The 15,994-nt window shown below is 58.0% G+C and carries 15 protein-coding genes; 6 read left to right on the top strand and 9 right to left on the bottom strand.

All coding sequences use genetic code 11. The features are described from left to right. Positions 1-122 precede the first annotated feature (122 nt). From IEX44_RS02430 to IEX44_RS02415, 4 genes are all read left to right on the top strand, one after another. Positions 123-1,031 (top strand): D-hexose-6-phosphate mutarotase, encoded by a 909-nt coding sequence (locus IEX44_RS02430; RefSeq protein WP_188688338.1) that lies wholly within the window; start codon positions 123-125, stop codon positions 1,029-1,031. 85 nt (positions 1,032-1,116) lie between these two features. After that, complete coding sequence (ubiD, locus tag IEX44_RS02425; RefSeq protein ID WP_188688336.1) at positions 1,117-2,601, top strand: 4-hydroxy-3-polyprenylbenzoate decarboxylase; 1,485 nt, start codon at positions 1,117-1,119, stop codon at positions 2,599-2,601. Between the two features lie 37 nt (positions 2,602-2,638). Continuing rightward, positions 2,639-3,004: a DnaJ family domain-containing protein gene (locus tag IEX44_RS02420; RefSeq protein WP_188688334.1), complete on the top strand. Its 366-nt coding sequence runs from the start codon at positions 2,639-2,641 to the stop codon at positions 3,002-3,004. A gap of 35 nt (positions 3,005-3,039) precedes the next feature. Beyond that, a complete protein-coding gene (locus IEX44_RS02415) occupies positions 3,040-3,906 on the top strand; it encodes a CheR family methyltransferase (RefSeq protein ID WP_188688332.1) in 867 nt (288 codons plus the stop codon). Positions 3,907-3,909: 3 nt separating this feature from the next. Here IEX44_RS02415 and IEX44_RS02410 read toward each other — a convergent pair whose 3' ends face one another. Then, positions 3,910-4,464 (bottom strand): DJ-1 family glyoxalase III, encoded by a 555-nt coding sequence (locus IEX44_RS02410; protein WP_188688330.1) that lies wholly within the window; start codon positions 4,462-4,464, stop codon positions 3,910-3,912. A gap of 31 nt (positions 4,465-4,495) precedes the next feature. After that, the gene (gene mdtD, locus IEX44_RS02405) at positions 4,496-5,923 is read right to left on the bottom strand and encodes a multidrug transporter subunit MdtD (protein ID WP_188688328.1); all 1,428 of its coding nucleotides are present in this window, start codon (positions 5,921-5,923) and stop codon (positions 4,496-4,498) included. An 89-nt stretch (positions 5,924-6,012) separates the two neighbouring features. Here mdtD and IEX44_RS02400 point away from each other — a divergent pair, with 89 nt between their 5' ends. After that, positions 6,013-6,969 (top strand): D-2-hydroxyacid dehydrogenase, encoded by a 957-nt coding sequence (locus IEX44_RS02400; RefSeq protein WP_188688326.1) that lies wholly within the window; start codon positions 6,013-6,015, stop codon positions 6,967-6,969. A 40-nt stretch (positions 6,970-7,009) separates the two neighbouring features. On the opposite strand, the gene IEX44_RS02395 is transcribed toward IEX44_RS02400, so the two are convergent. The 5 genes from IEX44_RS02395 to IEX44_RS02375 all read right to left on the bottom strand — a co-directional run bounded on the left by IEX44_RS02395 (position 7,010) and on the right by IEX44_RS02375 (position 13,396). Then, positions 7,010-7,504, bottom strand: a complete 495-nt coding sequence (locus IEX44_RS02395; protein ID WP_188688325.1) for a GNAT family N-acetyltransferase — start codon at positions 7,502-7,504, stop codon at positions 7,010-7,012. 105 nt (positions 7,505-7,609) lie between these two features. Next, entirely contained in the window at positions 7,610-8,851 is a 1,242-nt protein-coding gene (lysA, locus tag IEX44_RS02390; RefSeq protein WP_188688323.1) for a diaminopimelate decarboxylase, read from the bottom strand. A gap of 113 nt (positions 8,852-8,964) precedes the next feature. Next, a complete protein-coding gene (locus tag IEX44_RS02385) occupies positions 8,965-9,351 on the bottom strand; it encodes a hypothetical protein (RefSeq protein ID WP_188688321.1) in 387 nt (128 codons plus the stop codon). 137 nt (positions 9,352-9,488) lie between these two features. Next, complete coding sequence (gene alaS, locus IEX44_RS02380) at positions 9,489-12,116, bottom strand: alanine--tRNA ligase (protein WP_188688319.1); 2,628 nt, start codon at positions 12,114-12,116, stop codon at positions 9,489-9,491. 80 nt (positions 12,117-12,196) lie between these two features. Further along, positions 12,197-13,396 (bottom strand): Bcr/CflA family multidrug efflux MFS transporter, encoded by a 1,200-nt coding sequence (locus IEX44_RS02375; protein ID WP_188688317.1) that lies wholly within the window; start codon positions 13,394-13,396, stop codon positions 12,197-12,199. A gap of 241 nt (positions 13,397-13,637) precedes the next feature. On the opposite strand from IEX44_RS02375, the gene IEX44_RS02370 reads away from it, so the two are divergent. After that, positions 13,638-14,588, top strand: a complete 951-nt coding sequence (locus IEX44_RS02370; RefSeq protein WP_188688315.1) for a LysR family transcriptional regulator — start codon at positions 13,638-13,640, stop codon at positions 14,586-14,588. 48 nt (positions 14,589-14,636) lie between these two features. Here the strand turns inward: IEX44_RS02370 and IEX44_RS02365 are convergent, their stop codons facing one another. Together IEX44_RS02365 and IEX44_RS02360 are read right to left on the bottom strand one after the other, a co-directional pair. Further along, on the bottom strand, positions 14,637-15,281 hold the full coding sequence (locus IEX44_RS02365; RefSeq protein WP_188688313.1) for an NAD(P)-dependent oxidoreductase: 645 nt from the start codon (positions 15,279-15,281) through the stop codon (positions 14,637-14,639). 45 nt (positions 15,282-15,326) lie between these two features. After that, positions 15,327-15,977, bottom strand: a complete 651-nt coding sequence (locus IEX44_RS02360) for a DsbA family protein (RefSeq protein ID WP_188688311.1) — start codon at positions 15,975-15,977, stop codon at positions 15,327-15,329. Positions 15,978-15,994: the final 17 nt, after the last annotated feature.

Raw genomic sequence — 15,994 nt, 5'->3', positions numbered from 1 at the left:
GATGATCACGTCCCGGGGTGGCGCACACCGAGCGCGCCGCCGGTTTCAGATTTTTTCTTGCGCCATTGTCAACGCGGCCCGTGCCAGGGTCGATACAAGTGCGCCATGCAGGAGTCAGCGTAATGAGTCTTAGCCAAACAGAACAACAAATCCTGGCCAGTGTCCCCGGTCTTGCCGTCGTCTCTTCGACGGGTACCTACGCCGGCGCAGGGCTGGATCTGCTGACCGTCGAGAACGCAGGCGGCCAGGCCACCATCGCCTTGCAGGGCGCGCATGTGGTGTCATTTGTCCCGCGTAGTGGTGAAGATGTCATGTGGATCTCACCGAACTCGCAGTTCACCCCGGGCGAAGCCATCCGCGGTGGTATTCCTTTGTGCCTGCCGTGGTTTGGTCCGCACCCGCAAGATGAAGACAAGCCCAAGCATGGCTTTGCCCGCAATGAAATCTGGACGCTGGTCGAAGCCAGTCAGACTGCCACCGATGTGACCCGCGTAACCCTGGAACTGCGCGACAACGATGCAACGCGCGCGTTGTGGCCACATGCATTTGTGTACCGCCTCGAGATCAGCGTCGGCAAGGTACTGCATCTGGATCTCGCTATTGAGCACAAGGGCGATGCCCCACAATTGCACTCGCTGGCTCTGCACACCTATTTCAATGTTGGCAAGGTCACCGATGCGGTGATCACCGGTCTGGCTGGCACGACTTTCATTGATACGATCCCCAAAGAAAAGCCGCGCCACAAGCAAGAAGGCGATGTTCAGCTGGTTGGCCCGACTGATCGTGTTTATCTGGATGTACCCCGTACCCAGCATATCAATACGCCAGCGCGGTCCATCAAGATTGACAGCGTTGATACGCATTGTGCGATTGTCTGGAACGCCTGGACCAATGCGGACAAGATTGCCGATATTGGTCCGGGCAATTACGTGGGTTACCTGTGCGTGGAACGCGGCGATGCGTGGGAGTTTTCTCCGACGCTGCAACCAGGGCAGATTCATCACGCCACGATGACGCTTTCTGTCGAGTAATCTGTAAACCTGTAAAATAGTCGCAACGTGCGATTAATCCGTCGGGCCGCCGTAGTGCGGCCCGTCTGTTTTGCAGTGGAGCCACATGAAATACAGCGACTTGCGCGACTTTATGGCGCAACTTGAAAAACAAGGTGAACTCAAGCGCGTTACCGCGCCGGTCTCGCCCGTGCTGGAAATGACCGAAATCTGCGATCGCACCTTGCGCGCCGCAGGTCCGGCCATTTTGTTCGAGAACGTGCCAGGTAGTGACATGCCGGTGTTGGGCAACCTCTTTGGCACGCCGCGCCGGGTGGCACTGGGCATGGGGGCGGATGATGTCGGTGCGCTGCGAGAAATCGGCAAGACGCTGGCTTACCTCAAAGAGCCCGAGCCACCGCGTGGGCTGCGTGATGCCTGGGACAAGCTGCCGCTGCTCAAACAGGTGCTCAACATGGCGCCCAAAGAAGTACGTCGAGGCCTATGCCAGGAAACCGTCATTGAAGGGCCTGATGTCGATCTGGCGCGTATTCCGGTGCAACACTGCTGGCCAGGCGATGTGGCGCCGCTGATTACCTGGGGTCTTGTGGTCACGCGCGGGCCACACAAGAAGCGCCAGAATCTGGGCATTTACCGCCAGCAGGTGATCGGCCGCAACAAGGTCATCATGCGCTGGCTGGCCCACCGCGGCGGCGCGCTGGATTTTCGTGAATTCGCCAAGGCCAATCCGGGCAAGCCTTTTCCGGTGGCTGTCGTGCTGGGATGTGATCCGGCGACGATTCTGGGCGCGGTCACGCCGGTGCCTGATACGCTGAGCGAGTACCAGTTTGCCGGTTTGCTGCGCGGTTCCAAAACTGAAGTTGTGCAATGTCTGGGTAGTGATTTGCAAGTGCCAGCGACGGCAGAGATCATCCTGGAAGGGCACATTTACCCGGATGCAGGGCACGCTTCTGGCTACGAGCATGCGCTGGAAGGCCCTTATGGTGACCACACGGGCTATTACAACGAGCAAGACTGGTTCCCGGTGTTCACCGTAGACCGCATTACCCAGCGGCAGAACCCGATCTACCACAGCACTTACACCGGCAAACCGCCTGATGAGCCAGCTGTTCTGGGTGTCGCGCTCAACGAAGTTTTCGTGCCGATCCTGCAAAAACAGTTTCCGGAAATCGTCGACTTTTACCTGCCGCCAGAAGGCTGCAGCTACCGCATGGCGATCGTATCCATCCGCAAACAATATCCGGGGCATGCCAAACGCATTCTGTTTGGGGTATGGTCATTCCTGCGGCAGTTCATGTACACCAAGTTCATTGTCGTGGTCGATGAAGACGTCGATGCGCGTGACTGGAAGGAAGTGATCTGGGCCATCACCACGCGCATGGACCCGGTACGCGATACCACGCTGGTCGAACACACCCCGATCGACTATCTGGATTTTGCCTCGCCCATCAGCGGGTTGGGCGGCAAGATGGGGCTGGATGCCACCAACAAATGGCCGGGCGAGACTACCCGGGAGTGGGGGCGTCCAATCGAAAGAGACCCTGCCATTGTGGCGCGCGTGGATGCCATGTGGTCAGAGCTGGGCCTGTAAGCCGCGTTTGTTGTTAGCCCGGTAGCAAGGAGGGCGCATGTGGTTTTTGACAGAACTGGCAGAACGGCGGATTGCCGAGGCACGGGATCAGGGGGATCTGGATAACTTGCCCGGTGCCGGCAAACCGTTGCCTGATGATGAGATGGACCCGCTGGTGCCGGAGCATCAGCGGTTGGCGTTCAGAGTGCTTAAGAACAGCGGTTTTTTGCCGCCTGAACTTGAAATGCACAAAGAGGCGGTAGAACTTGCATTGCAGCTGGCCACAAGCGATACAGAAATAACGGCAGAACAACTGGCGCGGCTGGAACAATTGAATGCCTGGCTAAGCCATACCGGGCATGCTGCACTCAAGGTGCCAGCCGAGTATCTGGCCAGAATCGAGGCCAGACTCATCCGCCGTTGATGACCCGCAAACCATAACTTTTGAAAGCAACGCCCATGCTCACCAATACCCCTCGCGAATTTGCCTTCACCGAACAGGACTTCGAAAAAGTCCGGGTGATGATTTACAACTACGCTGGCATTGCGCTGACACCCGCTAAGCATGACATGGTGTACGGGCGACTGGCGCGACGATTGCGCGCGCTGGGTTTGCGCACCTTCAATGAATATCTGCAAGTGCTGGAACGTGGCGACAGTAAAGAGTTTGAGCTTTTTACCAACTCACTGACGACCAATCTGACTTCTTTTTTCCGCGAATCCCACCACTTTCCGATGCTGGCCGATCACCTCAAAGCCGCGCGTGGCAGTGGTGTGCTCAACCTCTGGTGTTCTGCCTCCAGTACGGGTGAAGAACCCTATTCGATGGCAATTACCGCGTGTGAAGCCTTTGATACGCTACGCCCACCGGTGCATATCATTGCCACCGATCTGGATACCGGTGTGCTTGAGACAGCCCGCCAGGGCGTATATAGCGCTGATGAAGTCGAGAAACTGGAAAACAATCGGGCTCGACGCTTTTTTGATCGCCAGCCGGATGGCCGTTATCGTGCCAAGCAGGAATTGCGCGACCTCATCGTCTATCGTCGTGTCAATTTGATGGAGCCCAACTGGCCGATTCGTGGCCCGCTGGATGCCATTTTTTGCCGCAACGTAATGATTTATTTCGACAAACCGACGCAGCTGAAGGTGCTGCAGCGTTTTGCGCCGCTCCTGAAGCCCGACGGTTTGTTGTTTGTCGGTCATTCGGAAAACCTGTATCACGCCGCCGATATTTTCAAGCTGCGCAGCAAGACGGTCTACGAGCGTGTGCAGGGTGGCGCGGCGGCGACATCCACCAGCCCTTTGCGCAGCGGGTTGCGCTAAGCGTCAGAGATACAACATGGCGCGTCCAACGTCGCGGGCGATGTCTTCGCCAGCTAACTGGCGCGCTAGATCCAGTGCGAACAATCCGGCGGTACCGGCCCCGCGTGACGTTGTCACTTGTCCATCATTGACGACGTTGGCGGCGGTGACATGGGCGCCGCCTTCCTGCAAAACCGCTTCACAGCCAGGAAAACAGGTGGCCTTGCGTTCTGCCAGAATGCCAGCGCGCGCGAGCACAGTTGGTGCAGCACACAGTGCGGCAACCAGTTTGCCGGCGTTCAGGTGCGCAAGCAGACGGGGCGTCAATTCCGCTTTTTGCTGAAGTGCCGCTGTGCCAGGGCCGCCGCCGGGCAGGATGATGGCATCGGCGATGATGCCTTCCGCCCCATCGAACGCTATATCAGTCTGCACGGTGATACCGTGTGACCCAGTCACGGCGCGACTGCTGGTCAGGGCAATCATTGTCGTTTCGATCCCCGCGCGGCGCAGCACATCGACGATCGTGATCATCTCGACTTCTTCAAACCCGGGGGCGACATAAACATGCGCAGTGGTCATGTGTTTCCTCCAGAACCGGGCGTAGCGGGTTCTACATTTCGCCAGCCGCGTGGTGTTCCACGATGGTTGCGGTTCGGCCAGCATCAGGCGAGAGTTGCAGGAAGATGGCCGCAGCCAGTACTGACATCCCGCCCACACACAGAAAAGTATAGTGAAACGATTCGAGCACCTGGCTCTCGGCCGGATGTACGTACTCTGAAATAAACCCCTGCAGCAACGCGGCTGCAGCGGCCACCCCCAGGCTGACCGACAATTGCATGACCACTGACAGCAAACTGTTACCGCTGCTCGTGTCGCCTTCTGAAAGATCAATCAGCGTCACCGTGTTCATGGCCGTGAATTGCAAAGAGTTGACCGCGCCGAAGATCGCGAGTTGTACCAGCAGCAAGGGGTAGGGAGTGGCGGCGGTGACCGTTGCAAAGCTGGCAATCAAGGCACCCAGTAACAAGGTATTGATGCTCAACAGGCGGCGATAGCCCAGATGTTCGATCAGACGCCGCGCGATGGCTTTGGCAAACATGGCAAACACGGCGGTCGGGATCATGGTCATACCGGCTCTGGAGGGGGAGAACCCAAGCCCCACTTGCAGCAACAATGGCATCAGGAACGGCATGGCACCGCTACCAAGGCGGGCAAACACGTTGCCGAGAATCCCGACAGCATAGGTGTGAGTGCGAAACAGCGTGAGGCTGAAAATAGGTTTTTCGTGCCTGGCGGCATGCAGCCAGTACGCCGCCAGACTGGCCAGCCCCGCCAGTAGCAGCAGCATGACGCGGGCATGGGCCAGATGCAACTCTCCCAGTCCTTCCAGCGCGACAGATACCAGCACCATGGCAGTACCAAACAACAAGAAGCCTGTCACATCAAACCGGACCCGTTCTGGACCGCGCAGGTCTGGCAGGTATTTCAGTGTGGCAATACACCCCAGGATGCCGACTGGAATGTTGATCAGGAAAATCCAGTGCCACGAGGCGTATTCCACCAGCCAGCCACCCAGTGTAGGACCAATCAGCGGTCCGACCATACCCGGCAGGGTGACAAAACTCAGCACATCCACAAGCTCCGAGCGCGGATACGCTCGCAGTACCACTAACCGACCCACCGGCACCATCAGCGCACCACCCACCCCTTGCAGTATCCGGGAGGCGACGAGGAACGCCAGCGTGGGGGATTCGGCACATAGCAATGAACCGATGCTGAACAGCAAAATGGCAGTGAAGAACACGCGCCGTGTTCCAAAGCGGTCTGCGATCCAGCCAGATGCAGGAATCAACAATGCAACCGTCAGCAGATACGCAATCACCACGGATTGCATTCGCAAGGGGCTTTCATTCAGGCTGGCTGCCATTGAGGGCAGCGCAGTGTTAAGAATCGTGCCGTCCAGCATCTGCATGAAAAACGCAATGGCGACGATCCATGGCAAAAGTTTGGCGGTGCGCGGGTCCAGAACGGGCGGCATGGTGGCTTCTTGTTTTGGCTGGTTTAGGGATTGCTACTGATTCTAGACAGCAGATGGATTAATCTCTGTCCTTTATGATTTTCAAGGACATGCCTGTGCCACCCCGCATTGTTTTTCTTGATCGCGAAACTTTGCCGGTTCCCGTGCGTGCTGTGAGCGTGCCGCATGAATGGGTGTCATACCCGCAAACGGCTCCAGCGGATGTCGTAGCGCGCCTTGCTGACGCGCAGGTGGCCATTACCAACAAGGTGCCGCTGAATTCTGCCAGCATCGCTGCATTACCGGCGCTTAAATTGATCGCAGTCGCTGCAACGGGTTATAACCAGATCGATCTTTCGGCTGCAAAACAGCATGGCGTGACCGTATGCAATATTCGTGATTACGCCATTGCCGGTGTAGCGGAACACGCTCTCATGCTGATGTTGGCGCTCAAACGCCAGTTGCCCGCCTACCGCAATGCTGTGGCCGCCGGGGAATGGCAACGCGCATCTGGTTTTTGCGTTTTTGGCGCACCAATGCACGATCTGGCCGGTGCTACCCTGGTTTTGCTGGGCTCCGGCACATTGGCCAAGGCCACGGCTCGTCTGGCCGACGCATTTGGTATGCGCATTGTCTATGCCGAGCGCAAGGGGACGACGCAGGTCCGGGATGGGTACGTAGCATTTGACGAGGCGCTGGCGCAGGCGGACGTGCTCAGTCTGCATTGCCCGCTCAATGAGCAGACCCGCAACGCGATTGGCGCCCGAGAACTGATGCTTCTGAAGCCTGGTTGTGTGCTGATCAACACGGCACGCGGGGGCCTCGTGGATGAAGCCGCGTTGCTGGTTGCCCTGCAAAATGGTCGGTTAGGCGGGGCCGGGCTGGATGTGCTGATTGAAGAACCGCCACGCAACGGCAACCCCTTGCTGGATGTCAACCTGCCCAACCTCATCATTACGCCTCACGTGGCATGGGCCAGCATCGAAACCATGTCTGTACTGGCCGGGCAGTTGATTGACAATATCGATGCGTACTTGCGCGGTGAGCCGCGCAACGTGGTGGTCTAGCCCTGCAGGTCAAAACCCGGGTAGCCCACATCTGCTGCGCTTAATCCAGTGCACGACGGTATAGCAAGACGGGTAAGGTCTGTTCTCCAACCTGATGTGCCTGGGTGATGCCGTCTGTGACAAAGCCATGCTTCTCATAGAAGGCACGGGCCATCTGGTTGGCCTGCAGTACAACCAGCCCCGCGTGACGCCAGCCTTGCTGTCGTAATGCTTGCAATGCTGCGGCAAGTAACGCCTGGCCGTGACCATCCCGCCAGTGTGCCGGTGCGATATACAAACCGCGGATGGCACCGCAATCGGGCGGTACCTCGTTATCTGCGCCGTAACCAACCCAGCCTGTCAGTTCATGATCCAGTGTCGAAACCAGATACCCTGAGCCACACGTGAGATTGTGTTGCCAGCGCTGTATGCGCGCTTCCAGGTTCATGGATGCCAGAAATCCTGGTTCAATGATCTGTTTGTACGCTGCTTGCCACGCCGCAATATGGATCGCGGCGATCGCGGGTGCATCTGCAACGTTAGCTGGGCGGATCATGGCAGGCACCTCTTGCTATGTGTGGCTCGGGGCACAACAAAAAAGCCCCGCTGCCGGGGCTTTTTTCGATCAATGAGTACAAATTCCAGCTATGCCCTGGAGGAGTTAGATGTCTTCCAGCGCCAGTAACTCGGTGATGGTCTGGCGGCGACGGATCAGCGTGATCTTGTCGCCATCGACCAGTACTTCTGGAACGAGCGGGCGGGAATTGTAATTAGACGACATGCTGGCGCCATATGCACCGGCGTCGTGGAAGACCAGTAGATCGCCAATCTCGGCATCCGGTAACGCGCGTGGCGCAACGATGCCACCATCCTCAACCGTGAAGACATCACCCGATTCGCACAGCGGGCCCGCCACGACGGTTGGGCGGGTCGGGTTGCGTTTTTCCACGCCATCAGCGCCGACAATGCTGATCTCATGATAAGAGCCATACATGGCTGGACGGGTCAGGTCGTTGAAGCCGGCGTCGACCAGTACAAAGTGATTGCTGCCCACATCCTTTCTGGCGCGCACTTCGGCGATCAGCTTGCCCGATTCAGCGACAAGGAAGCGACCGGGTTCGATTTCCAGATGCACCGGATGGCCCAGATGCGCCTCGATCTGCTTGCGCGCCTTGTCCCAGATGCTGAAATAGTGCTCGGTATCCACGCGCGTTGCGGTTTGATCCGCGCGATAGGGGATCGACAGACCCCCACCGGCCGAGATTGCACGAACGTCATGGCCCGAGGTTTTGACCTGTTCCACCATGGCATCGCACACGCGCTGCAGGTGGGTGTAATCCACACCAGAACCGATGTGCATGTGCAAGCCAACCAGATCAAGCTTGTAGCGCTTGATCAGTTCAATAGCCTCACCAATATGTTCGTACCAGATGCCGTGTTTGGATGACTCACCACCGGTGTTGGTCTTGCGGCTGTGGCCATGACCGAAACCCGGGTTGATCCGCAACCAGACACGATGACCAGGGCTGCGCTCACCCAGCTGTTCCAGCATTTGCGGCGAACCCGCGTTAACCGGCACTTTGAGCTCGACCACACGATCCAGCGTGGCACGATCCAGAATGTCAGCTGTCAGCACCATGGGGCACGGCTCATCACCCACTTGATAACCCGCCGCCAGCGCACGCTCCATTTCACCCAGAGAAACCGAATCGACCAGCACACCCTGTTCGCGCATCAGTTTGAGCAGATGCACGTTGGAATTGGCTTTTTGGGCATAGCGCACCACATCAAAAAAGCGCAATTGCTCAATACGCTCGCGAATGACTGCGGCGTCATACACATAGCAGGGCGTGCCGAATTGTTCGGCGATACGGGCAAGCTGAGGGCCGTTGGCAGGCTTCATGAATCCGGTGTCCGTTCTTTTGTGTGCTGGAAAACCCTTATTCTACATGCCCTGCGTGCTTTTACATCGGGCTTGCTGTAACAGATCATCAAACCGGTGCGCTTTGCGCTGGATCAGTGCAGACGACCAAACAGAGCCAGACCGAGCACACCGGCCAACGCCGAGGCGGCCATCAAGCCGAACCAGCGGGTACGAATGCGCAAACGCTCAATGGCCAGCACCATCTGCGCATTTTGTTCTGCCAGACCATTGATCAAGCGTACTGATTCTTGCAGATCGTGCTGCAGATCGGCCAGCTCGGCACGGGTTTGTGCCAGTTGTTGTTCTAACCAGGCTTCCTTGTCGCTAACGGAAAGGCCGCTTGGTGGCACTGGTTCTGGCGGCAAAGGCTGGCTGGAACGCGTGAACAGCTTGCGAGTTGCTTCGATCAGCTTGGGGGTATTGTCGATGACTTGTCCCCAGGGAATGGCCTGGACGGCGGCGAGCCAGTTAAATGGCACGAAAAACTCCTTATGGGGCGAACCAGCATTGGTCTGTGACCACAGCCTGGCACTTCCGCGTTGTGCCGGCAACGCAGGCCAAAAAAAACGGGCATCAAAAGATGCCCGTTTTTGTCTGACTCAAGCGCGGTGGCGAATTACAGCTTGCCTGCAACCCAGTCCTTCACACCAGCCAGCGCGCCAGCCAGGTTTTCTGGCTGCGTGCCGCCAGCCTGTGCCATGTCCGGACGGCCACCGCCTTTGCCACCCACTTGCTGGGCAACAAAGTTGACGAGCTCACCCGCTTTGACCTTGCTGGTCAGATCGGCGGTTACACCAGCGACCAATGTCACCTTGCCCTCTGCAGCCGAACCCAGAACGATGGCGGCGGAGCCGAGCTTGTCCTTGAGCTTGTCCAGTGTCTCGCGCAGGGCCGTGTTGTCCGCACCCGGCAACTCAACAGCCAGTACCTTGGCAGTGCCAATGGCAATGGCTTCGTTCGCCAGTTCATCACCCTTGCTGGCAGCCAGCTGACCTTTGAGCTTGGCCAGTTCTTTTTCCAGCGACTTGGCGTTGTCTTGCAGCTTCTCCAGCTTGGCAATCAGTTCGCCCGGCTGGGCTTGAACCAACGCGGCGGCTTGCTTGAGTTCGCGATCCAGACCTTGCGCGACGGCGACGGCGCCTTCACCCGTGGTGGCTTCAACACGACGTACGCCGGCAGCAACGCCGCCTTCGGCCAGAATCTTGAAGAAGCCGATGTCGCCGGTGCGGTGCACGTGCGTGCCACCACACAGTTCGGTAGAGAAATCGCCCATCTTCAACACGCGCACTTCATCGCCGTACTTCTCGCCAAACAGCGCCATGGCGCCCGCCTTGATGGCGTCGTCGTAGCTCATGTTGGCGGTATCAACCGCGTAGTTCTGCATGACCACATGGTTCACCAGCGATTCAATGCGCGCCAGTTCTTCAGCGGTCACCGGCTTGGGGTGGCTGAAGTCAAAACGGGTACGGTCGCTGTTGACCAGCGAACCCTTTTGTTCGACGTGCTTGCCCAGTACCTCACGCAAAGCTGCGTGCAGCAAGTGGGTCGCGGAATGGTTACGCGCAGTGGCGCTACGCTTGTGCTGGTCGATGGTTGCAGTTACCGCATCACCAACCTTGAGCGAACCACGCACCAGACGGCCTTGATGACCGAATACATCGGCCTTGACCTTCTGGGTATCTGTCACGTCAAACAGGGCGTTAATGCCGCCAGCAGCGGAAATCTCGCCGGTATCGCCGACCTGGCCGCCAGATTCCGCGTAGAACGGGGTGTGATCGAGCACGACCACGCCATCATCGCCCGCTGCGAGTGCTTGCACCGGCTCGTTACCGCGATACAGCGCGATCACTTTGGCATCGCGGCTGTTTTCGGTGTAGCCATGGAAACTGCTTGCATCGCCGTCATAAGCCAGGCCTGCAGCCATCTTGAACTGACCTGCTGCCTTGGATTGCTGGCGCTGGATTTCCAGCGCTTTCTCGAAGCCTTCCATGTCCACGGTCAGATTGCGTTCGCGGCAAACGTCAGCGGTCAGGTCGATCGGGAAGCCAAAAGTATCGGCCAGCTTGAAGGCGGTGGCGCCATCCAGCACGGTCTTGCCGCCAGCGAGGGCGGATTCCAGTAGCGTCATGCCGTTTTCCAGCGTACGACCGAACACTTCTTCTTCTTGCTTGAGCGCATCTTCAATTTGCGTCTGGCGCTGACGCAGTTCCGGATAGGCATCGCCCATCAGTTCGGCCAGTTTGGCGACGAGCTTGTGGAAGAAGAAACCCTTCTGGCCCAGCTTGTAACCATGGCGGATGGCGCGACGGATAATCCGGCGCAGTACGTAGCCACGGCCATCGTTAGCGGGCAGGGCGCCATCGGCAACCAGGAACGCGCAGGAACGGATGTGATCCGCAATGACTTTGAGCGACGGGCTGTTGATGTCTTCTGCGCCAGTAACCTTTTGCGCTTCGGCAATCAGGGCCTGGAACAGGTCAATTTCATAGTTGGAGTGCACGTGCTGCATGACAGCCGAGATGCGCTCCAGACCCATGCCGGTGTCAACCGAGGGCTTGGGCAGTTTGTGCAGCACACCGGATTCATCCCGGTTGAACTGCATGAACACGTTGTTCCAGATTTCGATGTAGCGGTCGCCGTCTTCTTCCGGCGACCCCGGAGGGCCACCCCAGATGTCAGCGCCGTGATCAAAGAAAATTTCGGTACACGGGCCACACGGGCCGGTATCGCCCATGGTCCAGAAGTTGTCAGACGCGTATTTGGCGCCTTTGTTGTCGCCAATGCGGATCATGCGCTCAGCCGGCACGCCCACTTGCTTGTGCCAGATGTCATAGGCTTCGTCGTCTTCAGCGTAGACGGTGACCCACAGTTTTTCGGTGGGCAGGGCCAGCCATTCTTTGCTGGTCAAAAACTCCCACGCGTACTTGATGGCGTCTTCTTTGAAATAGTCGCCAAAGCTGAAATTGCCCAGCATTTCAAAGAACGTGTGGTGACGCGCCGTGTAACCGACGTTTTCCAGATCGTTGTGCTTGCCGCCAGCGCGTACAACTTTCTGCGAGGTGGTAGCGCGGGTGTAGGGGCGCTTGTCAAAGCCCAGGAACACGTCCTTGAACTGGTTCATGCCCGCATTGGTGAACAGCAGGGTCGGATCGTTGGCCGGGATCAGCGACGAGGAAGCCACAATCTGGTGGCCCTTCGAGGCGAAGAAATCAAGAAACTTCTGCCGGATTTCAGCTGATGTCATAGTCGTGGACGTGTTCGTGGCTAGATGGGAAACATTCGATTGTAAACAAAAGCGCCGCCAGCGAACAGGCAGCGCGCATGCTATTGCGACTGGCGCATCACCAGGGTGCGGTGAACCAGCCAGGCGCATACGCCGCACAAGCACATCAAGGTGGCCAGCGGACGGGCGCTAGGGTCTTGCCAGGCACCCATCAGAAAGCCAACCAGCGTGGCCAGCGTAAATTGCAGGCTACCCATCAGGGCAGAAGCCAGGCCAGCGCGTGCGCCGTGATGTTTGAGTGCGGCGGCGGATGCATTCGGGCCGATAAAGCCAATGGCAGCCACAAAGAAAAAGAGGCAGGGCAGCAGCACATACAACGCATCGATATGCAACCAGGTGGTAATCAGCAGCAACAGACCTGCCAGAAACGGCGACCACAGTGCGCGGCGCAACAGCGTGTCGATGTCGTTGGCTTTGAGAAAACGGGTATTGAGTTGCGAAGCCAGAATCAGCCCGAATGCATTGCTGCCAAACACCCAGCCAAAGTGCTCGGCTGGAATGCCGTGCAGATTGATCAGCACAAACGGCGAGCCAGTGATGTAGGCAAACATGCCGGCGCTAGCCAGGCCGGAGCAGAGTGTGTAGCCCAGAAACCAGCGGTCGCGTAGCAGTAGGCCGTAGCCTTGCAATACGCTGCCCAGATGCAACGGCGCGGCCTTGTGGCGGTCAATCGTTTCGGTCAGGCCAAAGTGAATCCCGGTCACGCAGATCAGACCAAACGCCACTTGAATACCAAACAGCACGCGCCAACTGGCGTGCACCGCCAGCCAGCCGCCTAACAATGGCGCCAGAATGGGGGCCAGACCCATCACCAGCATCAGCATGCTGAAAATCCTGGCAGCGGCTTGCGGCTCACAACGATCCCGCACGATGGCACGGCAAATTACCATACCCGTACAGCCGCCCAGCGCTTGTAAAAAGCGGCAGGCAATCAGGGTCTCGATATTGGGCGCCACCATGCAGCCGGCGCTGGCGGCGGCGTACAACAGCATGCCGAAATACAGAGGCGGCTTGCGACCAAAGCGGTCAGAAATCGGGCCATAAAACAATTGGCCCAGCGCCAGGCCAATGAAGAAACTGGCGAGCGTCCATTGCACCATGCCGGCTTCCGTATGCAGGCTTTGCTGAATGGACGGAAAACTGGGCAGATACATGTCGATCGACATAGGCCCGATCGCGGTGAGTGTGCCTAGCAGGATGATAGCGCCGAGCGAAAGCGGTGTTTTCTGGGTGTTTTGCATGGTAGAACCGGGTGCAGTCTGGCCCGGGGTGTGATGCCAGACGGGTTTGATCAGCGGGCTGAACAAAATGCCTGGCCGGTGGTAAGGGACAGGCGCAAATCAAAATTGGTTGTCATTATCACCTATTTTTGCGAATGGCAGCGTATCGGCACGTAATTCGCTTTGATCATGCCTGTTTCTTGTGATAAATCTGCTGTTTGGTCCGAGACTATCTCAGTTAACGCAATAAAAGGTGTTTGGAATGGATCGCTTACTCGCCATGCAGACGTTTGCCCGGGTGGTGGAAACGGGCAGCTTTGTGCGCGCAGCGGAAAAAATGGATATGTCCACCTCCGCAGTGTCGCGACTGGTGGCGGATCTGGAATCTCACCTTAATGCCCGTTTGTTGCAGCGGACCACACGCCGACTCAGCCTCACTGATGCCGGCCGCGCCTATTACGAGCGGACGTTGCAGATCTTGTCTGATGTAGACGAAGCCGAGGCCGATGTGGGCAGCGAGGCCTCGCAACCGTCTGGCTGGTTGCGTTTTACCGCGCCGTTGTCACTGGGGACACGGCATCTGGCCGATGTCTTACCAGGTTATTGCGCGCAGTTTCCACAAGTGCACCTGGATGTCTCGCTATCCGATCGCGCAGTGGATCTGGTCGAAGAGGGCCTGGATATGGGGTTGCGCATTGCTGCGCAATTACCTGGTTCATATGTGGCACGACGCATCGCGCCGATCCGTATCGTCGCCTGTGCCGCGCCAGGTTATCTGGTGCGCCACGGCACGCCCAAGGTGCCTGCTGATCTGAAAAACCATCGCACGTTGTCTTATTCCTACTTTGCCGAGGGAGACACCTGGAATTTTGAAGATGCCCAAGAGCGCAAGGTGCCGGTGCAGATCAAGCCGGTATTCCGTGCCAACAATGGCGACATCCTGACTGAGGCGGCCAAGGCGGGCGAGGGCGTTATTATTCAGCCCACGTTTCTGGTTGGAGAAGATTTGCGGGCGGGACGGTTGGTACAGATTTTACCGGGCTACACCCTGCCCGAGATGTCGTTGCAGGCTATCTATCCCAGCCGCCGGCATCTTTCGGCCAAGGTGCGATCGCTGGTGGAGTACCTGCAGCAAAAATGGGGAGAGACACCGCCTTGGGATTGCTGGATGCAGGGATCGCAGTCAACCGATTTCCCCACTACTGCGAAATGAATCTGCCCCAACAAAAAAGCCCGCTAATGCGGGCCTTTTTGTTGTTGGCTAGTACGCCAGGGTAAAGCGGCGCTGGATATGCTTGCCTTGCTCGGCTTCATCCAGCATGGCGACGGCGTAATCTGCGACCGAAATCTCGCTATTGCCTTGGGCGTCCGTCACCAGTTGATCGCTACCCAGACGGAACTGGCCAGTGCGTGGGCCTGGTTTGATCATGGCTGCGGGGCTCAGCAGGGTCCAGTCCAGCGTCGTTTCCTCACGCAGCAGGTTGAGCACGTCACGCGCACCTAGCGCAGATTGTTTGTACGCATCCGGGAAGTTGGGGGTATCAACCAGTTGCACGCCCGGTGCGATTTCCAGACTACCCGCGCCGCCGACGACCAGAATGCGCTTGATACCGGCGGTTTTGATCGCGGTCAGAATGCTGTGGTAACCGGCCACAAAATAAGCCCGCATGGTGTCATTGCCTTGTGCGTGGCCGCTCAACGCGCTGATCACTGCATCGTTACCTTTGAGGGCGCTGGCCAGAGCCGCAACGTCGTTCACATCCGCGGCGATTGCGGTCAGGTTGGCATGTGCCGGCAGCTTGCTGGTGTCACGTACCAGGGCGGTCACCTTGTGACCCCGTTGCAGGGCTTCTTGCAGCAGGGCAGAACCGATAAAGCCGGTCGCGCCGATCAGGGCGATATTCATGGTGTTTCTCCTTGTTGGTCTTGCTGTGGGTGTTGTGTTTGTTGATCAGGCCGAGAGCGCATTACGGATCATCGCGATCAGTTGCTCAGGGTTCTGGTACAGCGCGCCGCCGGGCACGACGCCACTGCCTTTGGGGGTGTGCAAAATCAGTGAAGGGACGCCAGACACCCCAAAGCTGCTCATCATCTGGCTAGCCTGTGTGATGGCCGCAGCAAGCTCGGCGGGTGTTTCATCCCGCATGGCTGCGCTGAACGTATTGCCATCCAGCCCATATTGCGTGGCCACGGCGGTCAGTGCTTCCAGGTCGGAGCTACCATGACCATGGATATAACGCACCCGCTGGATGTCCTGCAGCGCCGCCAATGCTTGCGCTGGCTTTGCCTGGGCAATCAGAAACCATGCCTTGGTGGCCAGCGCTGAATCAAACCGGCTATCGAAGTCACACAGCACTTGATCGTAATAAGCCTGAGTAAACGGTTGACCGGTCATCTCGGCAATGCGCTGGTCGTTTTGCCAGAAGTAATCCCGTTTTTGCGCAGTCATCGCCTGGCCGCCTTCGCCAGCAAACAGGCCGGTTGGCAACAGTTGCCATTGCACGTCCCCAGCCAGTGCAGCAGACAGTTTTTCCAGCACGGGGTGGGCGGCGTAGCACCAGCCACACAAAGGGTCGAACAGTAAGGTCAGGGCAGGTTGCACTGGCGGGTTCCAGATCA

Source organism: Silvimonas amylolytica, assembly GCF_014645555.1.
In the GTDB taxonomy this organism is placed as follows: domain Bacteria; phylum Pseudomonadota; class Gammaproteobacteria; order Burkholderiales; family Chitinibacteraceae; genus Silvimonas; species Silvimonas amylolytica.
The sequence above is the reverse complement of the archived record's forward strand: the minus strand, read 5'-3'. Positions and strand labels throughout refer to the sequence as shown.